A 17,954-nucleotide genomic window follows, 5' to 3' on the forward strand; every position below is an offset into this window, starting at 1 on the left:
GAAAATCAGCACTCAATAATGTTGACAGCCAGACCGCCGCGGGCGGTCTCCTTGTATTTGCTTTTCATGTCGGCGCCGGTCTGGCGCATGGTGCGGATCACCTTGTCGAGCGAGACAAAATGCTGACCATCACCGCGCAGCGCCATACGCACTGCGTTGATGGCCTTGACCGAGCCCATCGCGTTACGTTCTATGCACGGTACTTGCACCAGCCCGCCAATCGGATCGCAGGTCAGGCCGAGGTTGTGCTCCATGCCGATTTCGGCGGCGTTCTCGACTTGCTGTACGTTGCCGCCCAGCACTTCACATAACGCGCCGGCCGCCATTGAGCAGGCCACTCCGACTTCACCCTGGCAGCCAACTTCCGCTCCGGAAATCGAGGCGTTTTCCTTGTACAGAATGCCAATGGCGGCGGCGGTAAGCAGAAAACGGACGACGCCGTCTTCATTGGCGCCGCCGATAAAACGCATGTAGTAATGCAACACGGCCGGGATAATCCCCGCCGCCCCGTTGGTCGGCGCAGTGACCACGCGCCCGCCGTTGGCGTTTTCTTCATTGACAGCCAGGGCATACAGGTTCACCCAGTCCAGTACTGACAATGCATCGCGCAACGCGGCCTCGGGGTTGCTGCACAGCTGACGGTGCAGTGCAGCAGCCCGTCGCTTGACCTTTAGCCCACCGGGCAAAATGCCTTCGTTGCGGCAACCCGCACTCACGCAGTCCTGCATCACTTGCCAGATATTCAGCAAGCCGGCGCGGGTCTCGGCCTCGGGGCGCCAGGCGCTTTCGTTGGCCATCATCACTTCACTGATCGACAGGTCATGAGTGACGCAATGGCGCAATAAATCCTTGGCGGTCTTGAAGGGGTATTGCAGCGGGGTGCTGTCTTCGACGATACGGTCAGCGCCCGCGGCGCCTTCATCCACTACAAAGCCGCCACCGACCGAGTAATACTCGCGGCTGCGGATCTGGATGCCGGCGGCATCCAGAGCCCGAAAAATCATGCCATTGGGGTGATAGGGCAGGGGTTTGCGAATCATCGCCAGGTGCGATTTTTCGTTGAAATCGATGGGGTGTTCGCCCAGCAGGTTCAAGCGCCCGCTGCTGCGAATGGCGGCCAGTCGTTCGGCCACGATTTCAGTGTTGACGGTATCCGGATGCTCGCCTTCAAGCCCCAGTAGCACGGCTTTGTCGCTGCCGTGGCCTTTGCCGGTGGCGCCGAGGGAGCCATAGAGTTCAACTTTTACACAGGCTGTTTGTTGCAGCAGCTCATCACGGCGCAGACCTTCGGCAAAACGCGCAGCAGCACGCATGGGGCCGACGGTATGGGAACTGGAGGGGCCGATGCCAATCTTGAACAGGTCGAACACGCTTAGTGACATAGGGTTCTCCGGTTTCTTATAGGTTTATTGGCAAAAAATAACCTGTAGTCGCTGCCGCAGGCTGCGAAGGGTTGCGAAGCAACCCGTTTTTCTTGAAAACCCTGCGATCCCCATCGCAGCCTTCGGCAGCGACTACAAATTGTGTTTACGCCTCCTGATAGCTCTCGATCGACGGGCACGCACACACCAGGTTGCGGTCGCCAAACACGTTGTCGACGCGACCGACCGGTGGCCAGTACTTGCCTTCGATCAAGGACGCCACCGGGTACACCGCCTGTTCGCGGCTATACGGGTGGGTCCATTCGCCAACCATCTCGGCAGCGGTGTGCGGAGCGTTTTTCAGCGGGTTGTCTTCCTTGTCCAGGCCGCCGCTCTCGACTTCGCGGATTTCTTCGCGGATGCAGATCATGGCCTCACAGAAGCGATCCAGCTCTTCCTTGGACTCGCTTTCGGTCGGTTCGATCATCAGCGTGCCGGCCACCGGGAACGACATGGTCGGAGCATGGAAGCCAAAATCGATCAGGCGCTTGGCTACGTCGTCGACGCTGATGCCGCTGGTTTCCTTGAGCGGGCGCAGGTCGAGGATGCATTCGTGGGCGACCAGGCCGTTGCTGCCCGAGTACAGCACCGGGTAGTGCTCTTCGAGACGGCGGGCAATGTAGTTGGCGTTCAGGATGGCCAGTTGCGATGCACGCTTGAGGCCTTCACCGCCCATCATGCGGATGTACATCCAGGTGATCGGCAGGATGCTGGCGCTGCCAAACGGTGCCGCGCAGACCGCGCCTTCCTTGCGCTCCATTGCCGCGTGCCCTGGCAGGAACGGTGTGAGGTGCGATTTGACGCCAATCGGGCCTACACCCGGGCCGCCACCGCCGTGGGGGATGCAGAAGGTCTTGTGCAGGTTGAGGTGGGACACGTCGCCGCCGAACTTGCCCGGTGCGCACAGGCCGACCATGGCGTTCATGTTGGCGCCGTCGATGTACACCTGGCCGCCGTTGTCATGAATGATGCCGCAGATTTCGCGAATGCCTTCTTCGAAAACACCGTGGGTCGAGGGGTAGGTGATCATCAGCGCGGCGAGGTGGTCGCGGTGCTCGATGGCCTTGGCACGCAGGTCTTCGATATCGACGTTGCCGCGGGCGTCACAGGCGGTGACCACCACACGCATGCCGGCCATGTTGGCGGTGGCCGGGTTGGTGCCGTGGGCCGAGGACGGAATCAGGCAGATATCGCGGCGCTCATCGCCACGGCTCTGGTGGTAGGCACGAATTGCCAGCAAACCGGCGTATTCGCCCTGGGAACCGGCGTTTGGCTGCAGGGAAATGGCATCGTAGCCGGTAGCCGCGCAGAGCATGGCTTCCAGCTCGGTGGTCAGTTGCTGGTAGCCCTGGCTTTGCTCGGCAGGAGCAAACGGGTGCAGGCTGCCGAACTCGGCCCAGGTGACCGGGATCATTTCGCTGGCGGCGTTGAGCTTCATGGTGCACGAGCCCAACGGGATCATGGTGCGATCCAGCGCCAGGTCCTTGTCGGCCAGCTTGCGCAGGTAGCGCATCAGCTCGGTTTCAGAGTGGTAGCGGTTGAACACCGGGTGGCTGAGGATCGGCGACTGGCGCAGCAGGGCGGCGGGCAGGGTGGCCGTTACGCTGGCGGCCAGTGCGTCGAAGTCAGGCAGCGTCTGGCCGTCTGTGGCGAGCAATGCCCAGAGCGCAGTGACGTCGGACTGGCTGCTGGTTTCATCCAGCGACAGGCCCAGGCGCTGGTCGTCGATCACGCGCAGGTTGATGTTCTGCGCATGGGCCTTGGCGTGCAGCGCTGCTGTGTTGGTGCCGGTGTTGAGGGTCAGGGTGTCGAAGAACTGTTCCTGCTCGACCTTCAGCCCCAGATCGCTCAGGCCACGGGCCAGGATCGCGGTCAACTGGTGAGTGCGTTGGGCGATTTGCGTCAGGCCTTTAGGGCCGTGGTACACGGCATACATGCTGGCGATGTTGGCCAGCAGTACTTGTGCGGTACAGATGTTGCTCGTGGCCTTCTCGCGACGGATATGCTGTTCGCGGGTTTGCATGGCCAGGCGCAGTGCCGGCTTGCCGTGACGGTCAACCGAAACACCGACCAAGCGGCCCGGCATGTCGCGCTTGAACGCGTCGCGGGTAGCGAAGTAGGCCGCATGCGGGCCGCCGAAGCCCAGTGGCACGCCAAAGCGCTGCGCGCTGCCGATGGCAACGTCTGCGCCGAACTCGCCCGGCGGGGTCAGCAGGGTCAGGGCCAGCAGGTCGGCGGCTACAGCCACCAGCGCGTTGGCGGCGTGGAAGCGCTCAACCAGTTCGCGATAGTCGAACACGTCACCGTTGCTCGCCGGGTATTGCAGCAGAGCGCCGAAGAAGGCCGACACGTCGGTCAGTTCGCGCTCGTCGGCCACGAACACTTCAATGCCCAGTGGCTCGGCACGGGTGCGCAGCACGTCGAGGGTTTGCGGGTGGCAGTGGCTGGAAGCAAAGAAACGGTGGCTAGTTTTGTTCTTGCTCAGGCGTTTGCAGAAGGTCATGGCTTCGGCAGCGGCGGTGGCTTCGTCGAGCAGCGAGGCGTTGGCAATCGGCAGGCCGCTGAGGTCGCTGATCAGGGTCTGGAAGTTGAGCAGCGCTTCGAGACGGCCCTGGGAGATTTCCGGCTGGTAGGGCGTGTAGGCGGTGTACCAGGCCGGGTTTTCCAGGAGGTTGCGCAGGATCGGCGACGGTGTGTGGCAGTTGTAGTAGCCCTGGCCGATATAGGTTTTGCACAGCTGGTTTTTGGCTGCGATGGCCTTGATCGAAGCCAGGGCGTCGGCTTCGCTTTGACCAGCGGGCAAGTTGAGCACGCTGGTGCCCTTGATGCTTTCCGGGATCACGCTGGCGCTGAGGCCTTCCAGGGAATCAAAGCCCAGAGTGGCGAGCATCGCCTGCTCATCGGCCTGGCGCGGGCCAATGTGGCGCGCGATAAATTCATTGGCAGTGCTGAGATTGATGGTCATGGCTGGGCTCTCAGTTGTCGTCTTGGGCTTTGATCAGGCGGTCGTAGGCGTCCTGATCGAGCAGTTGGCCAACAGCGTTGGCGTCGGCGGGCTTGAAGCGGAAGAACCAGCCTTCGCCCAGCGGGTCTTCGTTGACCAGCTCCGGGCTGCTGTCGAGCGCCGGGTTCACTTCGATCACTTCGCCGTCCAGGGGCATGTACACGCCGCTGGCCGCCTTGACCGACTCAACGGTGGCGGCTTCGGCGCCCTTGTCGTAGGACTGTAGCTCGGGCAGTTGCACAAACACCACGTCACCCAGAGCGTTTTGCGCAAACGCGGTAATCCCCACGGTTACGGTGCCGTCAGCTTCGGCGCGCAGCCATTCGTGGTCTTCTGTAAAACGCAACTCGCTCATGGAAACTCCTCAAGGCCAGACATGTCTGGTGGTCACAGGTAAATGCTCGTGCAGACCGAGCTTATGAGGAGTTCATTGCAAGATGATTGCCAGTTTAAAAATATCCTTATTTATCAATTACTTAAGATTTTATAAGCCGTATTTGAAGAGCAAGGCTGTAGCGAATTCGATACGGCCTGAAGGCCATAAAAAAATCCAAGGGGATCAAAGCCTTGCGTGGCATGGGTAGAGAGGGCGTGTATCGAATTCGTTCCGGTGGAGTGAATTCGATACAAGGCTTGAGTTGCCAATGAGCGGGAGCACAAATTCTGTAGCAGCAACGAAAGCTGCGTTCGGCAGCTGCAAGGTCTGAAGGGAATTTTAACTGTGGGAGCGAGCCTGCTCGCGAACGACTTTCGCGAGCAGGCTCGCTCCCACAGGGAGGGTTGACCGGCAACAGAGTATCTACAGGGTTCTATGTCCGTCAGGCCTTGCCCGGGATGCCGTACTTGCGCAGCCGATGGGCTATGGCGGTGTGACTGGTTTGCAGGCGGCTGGCGAGCTGACGGGTGGAGGGGTAGCTGACGTAGAGCTTCTCCAGCAGCGCTTTCTCGAATGTTTCGACGGCGTGTTCCAGGGTTTCAATTTCGCCGTCGCTCTGGCGTGCCACCGAGGTGCCGGCGATATCCAGGTCGCCAATGTCCACCAGCGAACCCTCGCAGATGGCCGCTGCTCGAAAGATCACGTTCTGCAACTGGCGTACGTTGCCGGGCCAGCGGTTGCCCAGCAGCGCCGGGTAGGTGCCGGGTGCCAGGCGACACGCCGGGCGCTGGATCTGGGTGCAGGCCTGCTGCATGAACGCGCGTGCCAGCAACAAAATATCCTGGCCGCGTTCACGCAGAGGCGGTACTTCGATATTGAGCACGTTCAGACGGTAGAACAGGTCTTCGCGAAAGCTGCCTTCGTTGACCATTTTTTCGAGATTGCGGTGCGTGGCGCTGAGGATGCGCACATTCACCTTGACCTCGCGTTCACCGCCCACCCGGCGAAAGCTGCCGTCATTGAGAAAGCGCAGCAGCTTGGCTTGCAGGTAGGGTGACATTTCGGCTATTTCGTCGAGAAATACCGTGCCGTTGTTGGCCAGTTCCATCAGCCCCGGTTTGCCGCCGCGCTGGGCGCCGGTAAAGGCGCCGGGGGCATAGCCGAACAGTTCGCTTTCAGCCAGGTTCTCCGGGAGCGCAGCGCAGTTGAGGGCCAGAAACGGCGCGGCAAAACGGTCACTGATGGCATGGCAGGCGCGGGCCACCAGCTCTTTGCCGGTGCCGGTCTCACCCTGGATCAGCAACGGTGCGTCGAGCGCCGCTACGCGCTGCGCACGGGCTTTGAGGGTGCGGATGGCAGGCGAGTCGCCGAGCAGGGCATCAAAGCCTTCAGCGTGATCGTGGTGCAGCGCCGCCAGTCGCTCGCCGATCCGGCTTGGCTGGTACAGGGTTAGCAGGGCGCCTGCATCGGTGATCGGTGTGGCGTCGAGCATCAGTGGATGGCCGTTGAGCGTGACCTCGCGCAGTGGCAGGCGAAAGCCGTTTTCCAGCAGCACGTCGAGCAATCCGGGGTCGCTGAACAACTGGCCGATACTCTCGCCGGTCGGCTCATGGCCATACAGTGCCACCAGTGCCGGGTTGGCCAGCAACACGTGGCCTTCGCTGTCGAGTGCCAGTACCGGGTCGGTCATGGCGGCGAGCAAGGCGTCCAGTTGCAGGTGGCGGCGCTGGCCGGGAAGGATGTCGACAACGGTGACCGTCTGTACACCCTTGACGCCGAACAGCGCCTCGCGCAACTCGTCGAGCACTTGCGGGCTGAGGGTGGGCGCGTCGATGTAGACGTTGGGCGGGACCATTTCCACCGCATCCAGATTGAGGTTACGCCCGCCCAGCAACGCCAGGACTTCCTGGGTGATGCCAACACGGTCGATAAAACTGACATGGATACGCATGGGAAAGGCAAACACTTCTGGCCAGCAAGGATGACCAGTATGCCTTGGCGGGGAGCCAAGGCCAAAGATGATGTAGCCGCTTCGCTCCTCAGCGGCTACAGATTTTAGTGTCGGGTCAGTCCAGATGATCAAGCTTGATCGGGTCGCCCGGCTTGTGGTTGAGCTGGGCCATCACGTCGGCGAACATCTTGTCGTAGTAACCGTGCATCGAACGGATGTCAGCGGTTTTTGGAATGCCATGTTTCACGGCAATCTGAAATGCGTCATGGGCAAAGTTGTAGGCCATGTCCTTGGGTAGTGTGAAGGACTCCTTGAACTCCTTCTTGTTGATCTGACCGTGCATGTCGAACTGCATCGACTTGCCTTCCTTGGGATCCTGAACGACCTGGTAATCGATCTTGATGTCATACCCAAAGTCGCTCGGTTGCAGCGGTTCGCGGTGGATATGCAGGTGACCGGGTTCGAACGAGGCCATAGGGGTACTCCTTGGTGCGATGGGAAAAGGGCAGGCCCCAAGACCTGCCCCGGGGTTCAGAAGTAAGTGATACCCGGTTTTTCGGTGCTGACCCGAGTACCGGCCTTACCTTGAACGATTGCTTCGATATCCGCCAGTGCGCCGATCACTGCGGTCTTGCCGGTTTTACGCGCAAACTCGCAAGCAGCTTCAACTTTAGGGCCCATCGAGCCCGAGGCAAAGCCGAGTTTTTCCAGCTCGTCAGGGTGGGCATGGGAGATGCCTTTCTGGGTTGGTTTGCCCCAGTCGATAAAGGCTGCATTCACGTCAGTGGCGATCACCAGCAGGTCGCTGTCCAGCTGCTGGGCCAGCAGCGAGGATGCCAGGTCCTTGTCGATTACCGCTTCGATGCCGCGCAGCTTGCCGTCTTCGCCGTACATGGTGGGGATGCCGCCACCACCTGCGCAGATCACGATGGTGCCTTTTTCCAGCAGCCACTTGATCGGACGAATTTCGAAGATGCGTTTGGGTTTCGGGCTAGGCACCACGCGACGGAACTTGTCGCCGTCCGGAGCAATGCTCCAGCCTTTTTCGGCGGCCAGACTCTTGGCCTCGCTTTCGGTGTAGACCGGGCCGATCGGCTTGGTCGGCTTCTGGAACGCCGGGTCTTTGGGGTCGACTTCAACCTGGGTCAGCAAGGTGGCAAACGCGGCCTCCTGTGGCAGCAGGTTGCCCAGCTCTTGCTCGATCATGTAACCGATCATGCCCTCGGTTTCAGCACCGAGCACATCCAGCGGGTAAGGGGCGACTGCGGTGTAAGCGGCGGCTTGCAGAGACAGCAGGCCGACTTGCGGGCCGTTACCGTGGGCCACGACCAGTTCATTGCCGTGGGCAATGCGGGCGATTTGGGCGGTAGCGGTCTGGATGTTTTCGCGCTGGTTCTCGGCGGTCATGGGCTGGCCGCGACGCAAGAGGGCGTTACCGCCCAGTGCAACGACGATACGCATAGAAGATGTCCTTTTAGAAATTTGAGAGCGCCTTGTGTGGGAGCGAGCCTGCTCGCGAACGAGCTTCGCGAGCAGGCTCGCTCCCACAGTCGTCATGCGTATGCATGACGACTGTGGGACAGGCTTAGATATCAGCCAGTGCTGCGACCAGAATCGCCTTGATGGTGTGCATGCGGTTTTCAGCTTGCTCAAAGGCGATGTTGACCGGGGACTCAAACACTTCTTCGGTCACTTCAATGCCGTTTTTCAGGTTTGGGTGGTGCTCGGCCACGTCTTTGCCGACTTTGGTTTCACAGTTGTGGAACGCAGGCAGACAGTGCATGAACTTCACGCGTGGGTTTTCTGCCGCTTTGATCATGTCGCTGTTGACCTGGTAAGGCAGCAGCAGCTTGATACGGTCGTTCCAGGCTTCAACCGGCTCGCCCATCGATACCCAGACGTCGGTGTGGATAAAGTCCACGCCTTTGACGGCAGCTTTAGGGTCTTCGGTCAGGGTGATTTTGGCACCGCTTTCCTTGGCGAATTCCTGGCACTGCTTAACGAACGACTCTTCTGGCCACAGGCTTTTTGGTGCGGCAATACGCACGTCCATGCCCAGTTTGGCGCCGATCAGCAGCAGCGAGTTACCCATGTTGTTGCGGGCATCGCCCAGGTAGGCGTAGCTGATGTTGTGCAGCGGCTTGTCGCTGTGTTCGCGCATGGTCAGCACGTCGGCGATCATTTGGGTCGGGTGGAACTCAGCGGTCAGGCCGTTGAAAACTGGAACACCTGCGTACTTGGCCAGCTCTTCGACTACGGCTTGTTCAAAACCGCGGTATTCGATGGCATCAAACATGCGGCCCAGAACGCGGGCGGTGTCTTTCATGCTTTCTTTGTGGCCGATTTGCGAAGATACAGGGTCGATATAGGTGACGTGCGCGCCCTGGTCGTGGGCGGCCACTTCGAATGCACAACGGGTACGGGTCGAAGTTTTTTCGAAAATCAGCGCAATGTTTTTGCCTTTCAAGTGCGGCTCTTCAGTACCGGTGTACTTGGCGCGCTTGAGATCGCGGGACAGATCGAGCAGGAAGTGCAACTCACGTGGCGTGTGGTGCACCAGACTCAGAAGGCTGCGGTTTTTCATGTTAAAAGCCATGGTGATCTCCTTGGTTTCGGGTTAACCGGCTTGCACCGGCCCCTTGTAGGGGCCAGGGCAAGCAATCAAATGGGTTACTTAATAGTCGACTGGGTCACGTACGATCGGGCAGGTCATGCAGTGACCGCCGCCACGGCCGCGTCCCAGTTCGGAGGCGCTGATGGTGATGACTTCAACGCCAGCCTTGCGCAGCAGGGTGTTGGTGTAGGTGTTGCGGTCGTAACCGATCACCACGCCAGGCTCCAGAGCCACCACGTTGTTACCGTCATCCCACTGCTCGCGTTCTGCCGCGAACGAATTGCCGCCAGTTTCGACGACACGCAGTTTTTTCACGCCCAGGGCCTTGGCCACCACGTCGAGGAAGTGTCCTTCTTCGCGTCGTACGTCCACGCCGCCTTGTTTCTTGTCGTCCGGGTATACCGAGAACGCAACGATCTGGTTCACGACTTCAGGGAAGATGGTCACCAGGTCGCGGTCGCAGAAGCTGAACACGGTGTCCAGGTGCATCGCAGCGCGGGACTTGGGCATACCGGCCACGATCACCCGTTCAACAGCGCCGTTTTTGAACAGGTTCTGCGCCAGTTGGCCAATGGCCTGACGCGAAGTACGTTCACCCATGCCGATCAGAACCACGCCGTTGCCGATTGGCATCACGTCGCCACCTTCAAGGCTGGCGTTGCCGTGGTCAACGGTCGGGTCGCCGTACCAGATCTGGAAGTCGGCGTTGGTGAATTCAGGGTGGAACTTGTAGATCGCGGTGGTCAGCAAGGTTTCCTGACGACGCGCCGGCCAGTACATAGGGTTCAACGTTACGCCACCGTAGATCCAGCACGTGGTGTCACGGGTGAACTGAGTGTTGGGCAGCGGTGGCAGGATAAAGCTGGTGTGACCGAGGAAGTCACGGAACATCTGGATGGTCTTGCCACCAAAGCTGTCCGGCAGGTCGTCTGCCGACACGCCGCCGATCAGGTACTCGGCAATTTGGCGTGGCTCAAGGCTTTTGAGCCAGGCTTTGACTTCGTTGACCAGGCCCACACCCACCTGATTGGGGGTCACTTTGTGGTCCAGAATCCAGTCCAGGGCTTCCGGGATGGCAACGATATCGGTCAGCAGGTTGTGCATTTCCAGCACATCAATGCCGCGGTCACGCATTTTGGTGACGAAGTCGAAGTGGTCACGCTTGGCCTGGTTGACCCACAGCACGTCATCAAACAGCAACTCATCGCAGTTGCTCGGGGTCAGGCGCTGGTGAGCCAGGCCTGGGGAACACACCATAACCTTATGCAGCTTACCGGCTTCGGAATGCACGCCGTATTTCACTTTTTCCGTGGTCATTACAGTCATCCTCCAAAGTACACAAACAGGTTGTTACAGGGTCAGGAAACCGTCGTAGAGACCATAGGCAGCCACAAGGGCGCCGATCACTACTGCGGCAAAAATCACTTTCTCGATGTTGGTGAATACAGGTTGGCCACTTTCACGCTTGGCCTTGGCGAACAGAATCGCGCCAGGTGCGTACAGCAGGGCCGAGAGCAGCAAGTACTTGAGGCCGCCGGCATAGATCAGCCAGATGGCGTAGATCAGCGCGATACCGCCGATAATCAGGTCTTTCTTGCGTTCTGCCAGGGCGTTCTCGTAAGTCTCGGCACGTACCGCCAGCAGGAAGCCGTAGGCTGCAGACCAGAGGTAAGGCACCAGGATCATCGAGGTCGCCAGGTAGATCAGCGACAGATAAGTACTGGCCGAGAACAGAGTGATGATCAGGAACAGTTGCACCATGGCGTTGGTCAGCCACAGGGCGTTGACCGGTACATGGTTGGCGTTTTCCTTTTTCAGGAAGGCCGGCATGGTGTGGTCCTTGGCTGCCGAGAACATGATCTCTGCGCACAGCAGTACCCAGGAGAGCAGGGCACCCAGCAGCGAGATGATCAAGCCGACGCTGATCAGTACCGCACCCCAGTGACCGACCACATGCTCAAGCACGGCCGCCATCGAAGGGTTTTGCAGTTTTGCCAGTTCAGGCTGAGTCATGATGCCCAGCGACAGCACGTTCACCAGTACCAGCAACAGCAGCACGGTGATAAAGCCGATCACGGTGGCCCGACCCACGTCCGAACGTTTTTCGGCACGGGAAGAGAAGATGCTTGCGCCTTCGATACCGATGAACACCCACACGGTGACCAGCATCATGTTGCGCACCTGGTCCATCACGCTGCCCAGATCCGGGTTTTTCACGCCCCAGATGTCACTGGTGAAGATGTCCAGTTTGAACGCGAAGATGGCAATCAGGATAAACAGAACCAGCGGCACGACCTTGGCAACGGTGGTTACCAGGTTGATGAACGCTGCTTCCTTGATCCCGCGCAGTACCAGGAAATGCACGGCCCAAAGCAGGATTGAGGCGCCGATGATGGCAGCGGGGGTGTTGCCTTCGCCGAAGATCGGGAAGAAGTAACCCAGGGTGCTGAACAGCAATACGAAGTAGCCGACGTTACCCAGCCAGGCGCTGATCCAGTAACCCCAGGCAGACGAGAAACCCATGTAATCGCCAAAGCCCGCCTTGGCGTAGGCATATACGCCGCCGTCCAGGTCAGGTTTGCGATTGGCGAGGGTCTGGAACACAAAAGCGAGGGTCAACATACCGACTGCGGTAATTGCCCAGCCGATCAGGATTGCACCGACATCGGCGCTGGCGGCCATGTTCTGTGGCAGCGAAAAAATCCCGCCGCCAATCATTGAGCCGACTACCAGAGCAACCAACGCACCCAGTCGCAGTTTTCCAGGAGTATCAGACATTTGTAGTGACTCCAATCTAGGAGAAGTGAGGCTTCAAAGTTAAGTCCATTGATATTTAAGCCATTTGACATAGATCAGGGCATTACTACATTCCATTGTTGGTAGAGCGGGGAAGGTCGCGATCACGTATTTTTATGACGCTTCCTGAAAGCCTTACTCCAGAGATGTTTTCAGGTATTAATACATTCGATACCCACGGTGTCGTGGGGATTGAAGCTAGCCAGTATTTCCAGATTTGCAAATGTCATCTTCAAGTTTCATGAACCCCTCCATGAAATTAAATCGTCATCTATATATGAGCGGCTTTTTAGGTTTCAATAGAAAATATGGTTATTAGGGTGGGAGGGCTTATTGCGTGGTTCTATTAAACGTTTGGGCCCTGCATATATTTAGTCAGTGAACGTCTGTAGCCTGATATTGATGAGTTTTAACTAAACAGTACGCAGAGGTGGCGATGTCGCAACAGACGCAAAAGCTTAGGCTCAACGCCCTGATCGCGTTGGTTGTCGGCTCAATGATTGGCGGCGGTATTTTTTCTCTGCCACAAAATATTGCCGAGCATGCTGCCGGCGGGGCCGTACTGATCGGTTGGGCGATCACGGCAGTGGGCATGCTGGCGCTGGCCTTTGTGTTCCAGACCCTGGCCAATCGCAAGCCGGAGTTGGACTCGGGGGTGTATGCCTACGCCAAGGCGGGCTTTGGTGACTACATGGGCTTCTCGTCCGCCTGGGGTTACTGGATCAGCGCCTGGATGGGCAACGTCGGTTACTTCGTATTGCTGTTCAGCACCCTGGGCTATTTTTTCCCGGTTTTTGGTCAGGGCAACACGCCGATTGCCATCGGTTGCGCGTCGCTGCTGCTGTGGGGCGTGCATTTCCTGGTGCTGCGCGGGATCAAGGAAGCGGCATTTATCAACCAGTTGACCACCGTCGCCAAAATCGTCCCGATCGTGATGTTTATCGTGCTAGCCGCCGTGGCGTTCAAGGCCGATATTTTCACCCGGGATTTTTGGGGCACGCAGACCCCGAGCCTGGGCAGCGTGATGGACCAGGTACGCAACATGATGCTGGTCACGGTGTTCGTGTTTATCGGCATTGAGGGGGCCAGTGTGTACTCCGGGCGTGCAGAAAAGCGTTCGGATGTGGGCAAGGCCACGGTTATCGGCTTTCTCGGCGTGCTGGCCTTGCTGGTGCTGGTGAACGTGCTTTCCCTGGGGATCATGAGCCAGCCGGAACTGGCCAGCCTGCAAAACCCGTCGATGGCCGGGGTACTCAAGCATGTGGTGGGGGAGTGGGGCGCGATCCTGATCAGCATCGGGCTGGCAATCTCGCTGCTGGGGGCGCTGCTGTCGTGGGCGCTGCTGTGCGCCGAGATCCTCTATGCCACGGCCCGGGACAACACCATGCCGGCGTTCCTGAAAAAGGAAAACACCAACCATGTGCCGGTCAATGCCCTGTGGCTGACCAACTCGATGATCCAGATTTTCCTGGTGATCACCCTGGTGTCCGCCGGTACTTACACCAGCCTGATCTACCTGGCGTCATCGATGATTCTGGTGCCTTACCTGTGGTCGGCCGCCTATGCGGTGTTGCTGTGCGTGAGGGGCGAGACGTATGAGCGGGCGAGCCGACGGCGGGTCAAGGACCTGGTGGTGGGGGCTGTCGCGCTGATCTATGCGATGTGGCTGTTATATGCGGCGGGGCCCAAGTACCTGCTGCTCTCGGCGCTGCTGTATGCGCCGGGGATTTTCTTCTTTGCCAAGGCCAAGCGCGAGCAGGGTGAGGTGCTGTTCAAACCCTGGGAGAAGATCATATTCGCGATGGTGCTGCTGGCTGCCATGGCGGCAGCTTATGCGCTGTATAGCGGTGCGTTGGCGTTGTAGGTAGGCTGCGAAGGGTTGCGCAGCAACCCGTTTTCTTGAAAACCCTGAGATCCCCTCGCAACCTGCGGCAGCGACTACAGCTGTTTAGACGTCGCAATGGTTGCGGGCATATTCTCAGGCCGCGACCAGATCCACAGGTTGCCCATGCTCATGCCGGCTATCGCCAGAAACACCGGCCAGTTGTGATCCAGCACGTAAAGCATCAGCCCGGCACACAACAGCATGCTGACAGTGGCGCTGATCTTGGCGTTGCGCTTGATGATCTTGCCGTTGCGCCAGTTGCTCAGGATCGGGCCAAATAAACGGTGGTTTTCCAGCCAGGCACTCAGGCGCGGGGAGCTTTTGGTCGCGGCCCAGGCGGCGAGCAAAATAAATTCGGTGGTCGGCAGGCCGGGAATCACAATCGCAATCAGGCCAATGCCCAGGCTTACATAAGCCAGCAAGCCGAACAGGATACGGGCGATTTTCGACGAAGATCGGGTTTGGCGGGTCATAAGCTCAGGACGCATAAAAGGACACCCGGTCAGCCAGCGCTGACCGGGCCTGTCAGCTTAAGCCAGTTCTGGCTGAGCAGCGTAGGCGTGTTCCAGTAATACGGTAAAACGCTCAAAGGCCGCTACTGCACCTTTGTCGAGGTCGGCTTCTTCTTCAGCCGTCAGTTCAAGGCCGTCGAGGGTCTTGATAAAGCTTTTCCAGCCTTCAGCGCGGCCACCGGCAGGTTCGCCAAGGTGACGGGCACCGAAGGTGTCGCTCAGGCCCAGGCCCACGGCACGCTTGATCAGGAACGCAGCGCCCAGCTTGGAGCCTTCGGAAACGAAGATCCAGCCCAGTGCCTCAGCCTTGCTTGGCGAATTGACCGCGCCGGGAACCGGAGCAGGCACTTCGGTGTTGAGGTCGGCCAGGTCGGCCTTGGCTTGCTCGGCACGGCAGCGCTCTGGCAGGTCAGGGACGATTTGTTTCAGAGCCGGGTCGGTGTACAGCGCCTTGAGTTCCGACTGGAACAGGTACTGAGCCACGACAAAACGGGCGAAGTTGGCCACTTCATCAAACGGCTTGTGTGCCTTGACCAGCGCGTCGAGCTTTTGATGCGGCTCGTTGGTGATCTGGTTCAGACGTTGGGAACGCAAGGCCGGACGTGATGCGGAATCAGCAGTGGTCATGAAAATATCCTTGAGAATGAGATGCGCTTTGTAACTAGACGATCAGGAAGACGCATCACAGTAAAAAATCCTCACTGCGCAGGTTAAAAGTCTGAGCAGTGAGAGTGGCTGATCAGATATCCCAGACCAGATTGATCGAGAAGTTGCGACCTGGAGCGGTCAAGCGCTCCATATTGGCCGGGTTCAGCACGCCGGCTTCACCTACGCTGTCGTAGCCGCGCACGTCATCCCAGTTCCAGTATTTCTTGTCGGTCAGGTTGTACAGGCCGGCATTGACGGTGACGTCCTTGGTGACCTTGTAGAAACCGGTCAGGTCGAGCACGCCATAGCCCGGCGACTTGAACTGCTTGCTGGTGCCATCGGGGGCGAAGTAGCTGGTGTCGTCGACCTGATCCTTGCTCTTGACCAGGGTCCAGCTCACCAGGGCGCCGTAGTTCTGCTGCTCGTAGCCCAGGCCCATGACGGCGGTCAGCGGGTTGACGCTGTTGATCGGCTGGCCGGTGTCTTCGTTGCGGCCGTGGGCATAAGCCACCGAACCACGGGTGTAGAGGCCCTGCGGCGCGCCGAAAGCGTCCAGGTTCAAGCGGCCTTTGACCTCGGCACCCTTGATGGTGGCGTGCTTGATGTTGTTGGCCTGGAACTTGAGGTCGTCGTAGCCGGGGGTGATGGCGTCTTCATTGATGAAGTCGCGGTATTTGTTATAGAACACCGCCACGTCGAATGAGCCAGCCTCAAAGTTGCCGCGCAGGCCGGTCTCATAGCTTTTGCTTTTTTCCGGTTCCAGATCCGGGTTCGGCTCTACCGAATAGCCCGCCTGCAGGTTGTCAAAGCGACCATACAACGCTTTGGCGGTTGGAGTGCGGAAGCCCTCGGCGTATTGGCCGTACCAGGTGTAGTTGTCGTTGAACGCGTAAGTCACGCCCAGCTTTGGCGACAGGCGGTGCCAGACTTTGTCGGCATCGCTGACGGTGCCTTTCTGGTCGCTGTTGACGGTGTTGAGGAATTCCTGGGTGATATGCGGCGTCAGCTTGGTGTAGTCGTAGCGCAGGCCCGGCATAAAGGTCCAGTTGTTCCAGCTGATCTGGTCCTGGGCGAACAGGCTGTAGGTGTTGATGGTCGGGTCCGGGAAGTCGCTGGACTTGACCAGATAGTCTTTCGGGCTGTTGGCGCCCACGGCGGTGCAACCATTGCCGACTGCCAGGCAGGTGCCCGAGCCGCTGCGCGAGCCGGTGACTTTCTGGTGCTTGATAGTGGCACCGTAGGTCAGCAGGTGATCGGTGTCAGCAATATGGAAAGCTTTGTCTGCCTGGGCATCCAGTACCCACATTTTTTCTTCGTAGGTGGTGTTGCGCGAACGCATCACATGACGGCTGTAGGGGAAGTAGTCTTCCAGGGTGTTCTGGTCAGTCTTGGCGATCTGGTAGTTGAGGCTCCACTTGAAGTGGTCAGCCACGGCGGTGTCCAGCACCATGCTGTTTTCCAGGCCGAAACGCTCGCGGCTGATGGTGTCCTTGCCGTTGCGCGACAGGTACATGCCCAGCGGCTGGCCGTTGTTGAACGGGCCGCCGACGGCACTTTTTTCATTGATGTCGAGGCGGTCCTTGTACTTCTCATAAGTGAAGCCAAGACGGTCATCATCGTTGTAGTTCCAGCCCAGCTTGGCCAGTACGTTGGTGGTTTTCGTGTCTTCCGGGTTGGCCGCGGTGCGGGACAGGCCGGTGCCGCCATGATCGCCATAGGACTCGGTTTCGTGACCGTCGCGCTGGCTCAGGTGCAACAAACCGTCAAAGTCACCGGAACGACCGGCCACGGTGCCGGATTTCAGCCAGCTGCGATCGGCCGAGCTGTAGCCGGCCTTGAGGCGGGCGCCGACATCCTGGCCCGGCTTGATGATGTCATTGGGGTCGAGGGTGAAGTAGCTAACGGCGCCGCCGATGGCATTGCTGCCGTATAGCACCGACGCCGGGCCACGCAGGATTTCGACGCGTTTGATGATTTCCGGGTCGACGTAGTTGCGCTGGGTCTTGGCGTACGGGCCGTTGAAGAACGAGTTGGGGATCTCGACGCCGTCAACCTGGGTCAGGATCCGGTCGCCGTCGATGCCGCGAATGTTGTAGTTGCTGATGCCGCCACGCTGGCCGGCGCCGCCTACCGAGACACCCGGCTCATAGCGCACCAGGTCCTTGATGGTGTTGACGTTATCGCGGTCCATATCCTGGCGGTCATGGACGGTGATGGTGCTGGGCACCGAGTTCACGTCCTGCTCCTGGCGGGTGGCGCTGATGGTCACTTGTTGCAGGGCCAGGGTGCCGGTGGAGCTGCTGCGCTTTTCCAGCACGATATTGTTGCTGGCCAGTTTGCGATAGCCCAGGTTGGTGCCGATCAACAGGCGGTCCAGGGCTTTTTCCGGGGTAAGCGAGCCGCGTACACCGGGCGAGGACACATTCTGCGCCAGCTCTGCCGGCAGGCCGACCTGCCAGCCGGTGACAGCGCTGAAGTCATTCAGGGCAGAGGCCAGCGGCTGTTGGGAGATCGCAAACTTGTAATTGCCCACGGAGCGGGTCGCCGGCTGCTCATCGGTCGCCGCCAGGACTGGAGCCGCCTGTACACCGGCCAGAAGCATGGCGGCGGTCAACAACGACAACGTGCACTGCTGCAAACCACCCTTGCGGGCGTTGGATGAGGTCCGGCTGTTGAAACGTGTGGGCATTGATAGCGCTCCGTGGTGAACGAATCTTATAGTTGCGAAGCTGACTCAAAATGCGAAT

The 17,954-nt window shown here is 59.2% G+C and carries 13 protein-coding genes; 1 reads left to right on the forward strand and 12 read right to left on the reverse strand.

From position 1 onward, the window contains the following. Window positions 1-5 precede the first annotated feature (5 nt). The 9 genes from CJU81_RS02890 to arcD (CJU81_RS02930) all read right to left on the reverse strand — a co-directional run bounded on the left by CJU81_RS02890 (window position 6) and on the right by arcD (CJU81_RS02930) (window position 12,144). The gene (locus CJU81_RS02890) at window positions 6-1,382 is read right to left on the reverse strand and encodes an L-serine ammonia-lyase (protein WP_095035430.1); all 1,377 of its coding nucleotides are present in this window, start codon (window positions 1,380-1,382) and stop codon (window positions 6-8) included. Window positions 1,383-1,527: 145 nt separating this feature from the next. Beyond that, window positions 1,528-4,386, reverse strand: a complete 2,859-nt coding sequence (gene gcvP, locus CJU81_RS02895; RefSeq protein WP_095035431.1) for an aminomethyl-transferring glycine dehydrogenase — start codon at window positions 4,384-4,386, stop codon at window positions 1,528-1,530. 10 nt (window positions 4,387-4,396) lie between these two features. Beyond that, complete coding sequence (gene gcvH / locus CJU81_RS02900; protein WP_095035432.1) at window positions 4,397-4,780, reverse strand: glycine cleavage system protein GcvH; 384 nt, start codon at window positions 4,778-4,780, stop codon at window positions 4,397-4,399. 463 nt (window positions 4,781-5,243) lie between these two features. Further along, window positions 5,244-6,752, reverse strand: a complete 1,509-nt coding sequence (locus CJU81_RS02905; protein ID WP_095035563.1) for a sigma-54-dependent transcriptional regulator — start codon at window positions 6,750-6,752, stop codon at window positions 5,244-5,246. A gap of 115 nt (window positions 6,753-6,867) precedes the next feature. Continuing rightward, complete coding sequence (locus CJU81_RS02910; RefSeq protein WP_095001374.1) at window positions 6,868-7,227, reverse strand: DUF5064 family protein; 360 nt, start codon at window positions 7,225-7,227, stop codon at window positions 6,868-6,870. A 56-nt stretch (window positions 7,228-7,283) separates the two neighbouring features. Next, entirely contained in the window at window positions 7,284-8,213 is a 930-nt protein-coding gene (arcC, locus tag CJU81_RS02915; protein ID WP_016782058.1) for a carbamate kinase, read from the reverse strand. A gap of 124 nt (window positions 8,214-8,337) precedes the next feature. Continuing rightward, window positions 8,338-9,348, reverse strand: coding sequence for an ornithine carbamoyltransferase (locus tag CJU81_RS02920; RefSeq protein WP_095035433.1), 1,011 nt, complete (start codon window positions 9,346-9,348; stop codon window positions 8,338-8,340). Window positions 9,349-9,426: 78 nt separating this feature from the next. Further along, on the reverse strand, window positions 9,427-10,683 hold the full coding sequence (gene arcA, locus CJU81_RS02925) for an arginine deiminase (RefSeq protein WP_095035434.1): 1,257 nt from the start codon (window positions 10,681-10,683) through the stop codon (window positions 9,427-9,429). Window positions 10,684-10,716: 33 nt separating this feature from the next. Next, window positions 10,717-12,144, reverse strand: coding sequence for an arginine-ornithine antiporter (gene arcD / locus CJU81_RS02930; protein ID WP_095035435.1), 1,428 nt, complete (start codon window positions 12,142-12,144; stop codon window positions 10,717-10,719). A 454-nt stretch (window positions 12,145-12,598) separates the two neighbouring features. Here arcD (CJU81_RS02930) and arcD (CJU81_RS02935) point away from each other — a divergent pair, with 454 nt between their 5' ends. Then, entirely contained in the window at window positions 12,599-14,026 is a 1,428-nt protein-coding gene (gene arcD / locus CJU81_RS02935) for an arginine-ornithine antiporter (RefSeq protein ID WP_095035436.1), read from the forward strand. Window positions 14,027-14,100: 74 nt separating this feature from the next. Here arcD (CJU81_RS02935) and CJU81_RS02940 read toward each other — a convergent pair whose 3' ends face one another. The 3 genes from CJU81_RS02940 to CJU81_RS02950 all read right to left on the reverse strand — a co-directional run bounded on the left by CJU81_RS02940 (window position 14,101) and on the right by CJU81_RS02950 (window position 17,896). After that, a complete protein-coding gene (locus CJU81_RS02940; protein ID WP_095035564.1) occupies window positions 14,101-14,520 on the reverse strand; it encodes a YbaN family protein in 420 nt (139 codons plus the stop codon). A 57-nt stretch (window positions 14,521-14,577) separates the two neighbouring features. Next, window positions 14,578-15,186 carry a biliverdin-producing heme oxygenase gene (locus CJU81_RS02945; protein WP_095035437.1) on the reverse strand — a complete coding sequence of 203 codons (609 nt, stop codon included), beginning with the start codon at window positions 15,184-15,186 and terminating at the stop codon, window positions 14,578-14,580. A gap of 112 nt (window positions 15,187-15,298) precedes the next feature. Beyond that, window positions 15,299-17,896: a TonB-dependent receptor gene (locus CJU81_RS02950; protein ID WP_095035438.1), complete on the reverse strand. Its 2,598-nt coding sequence runs from the start codon at window positions 17,894-17,896 to the stop codon at window positions 15,299-15,301. Window positions 17,897-17,954 lie beyond the last annotated feature (58 nt).

Source organism: Pseudomonas fragi, assembly GCF_002269505.1.
GTDB lineage: Bacteria > Pseudomonadota > Gammaproteobacteria > Pseudomonadales > Pseudomonadaceae > Aquipseudomonas > Aquipseudomonas fragi_D.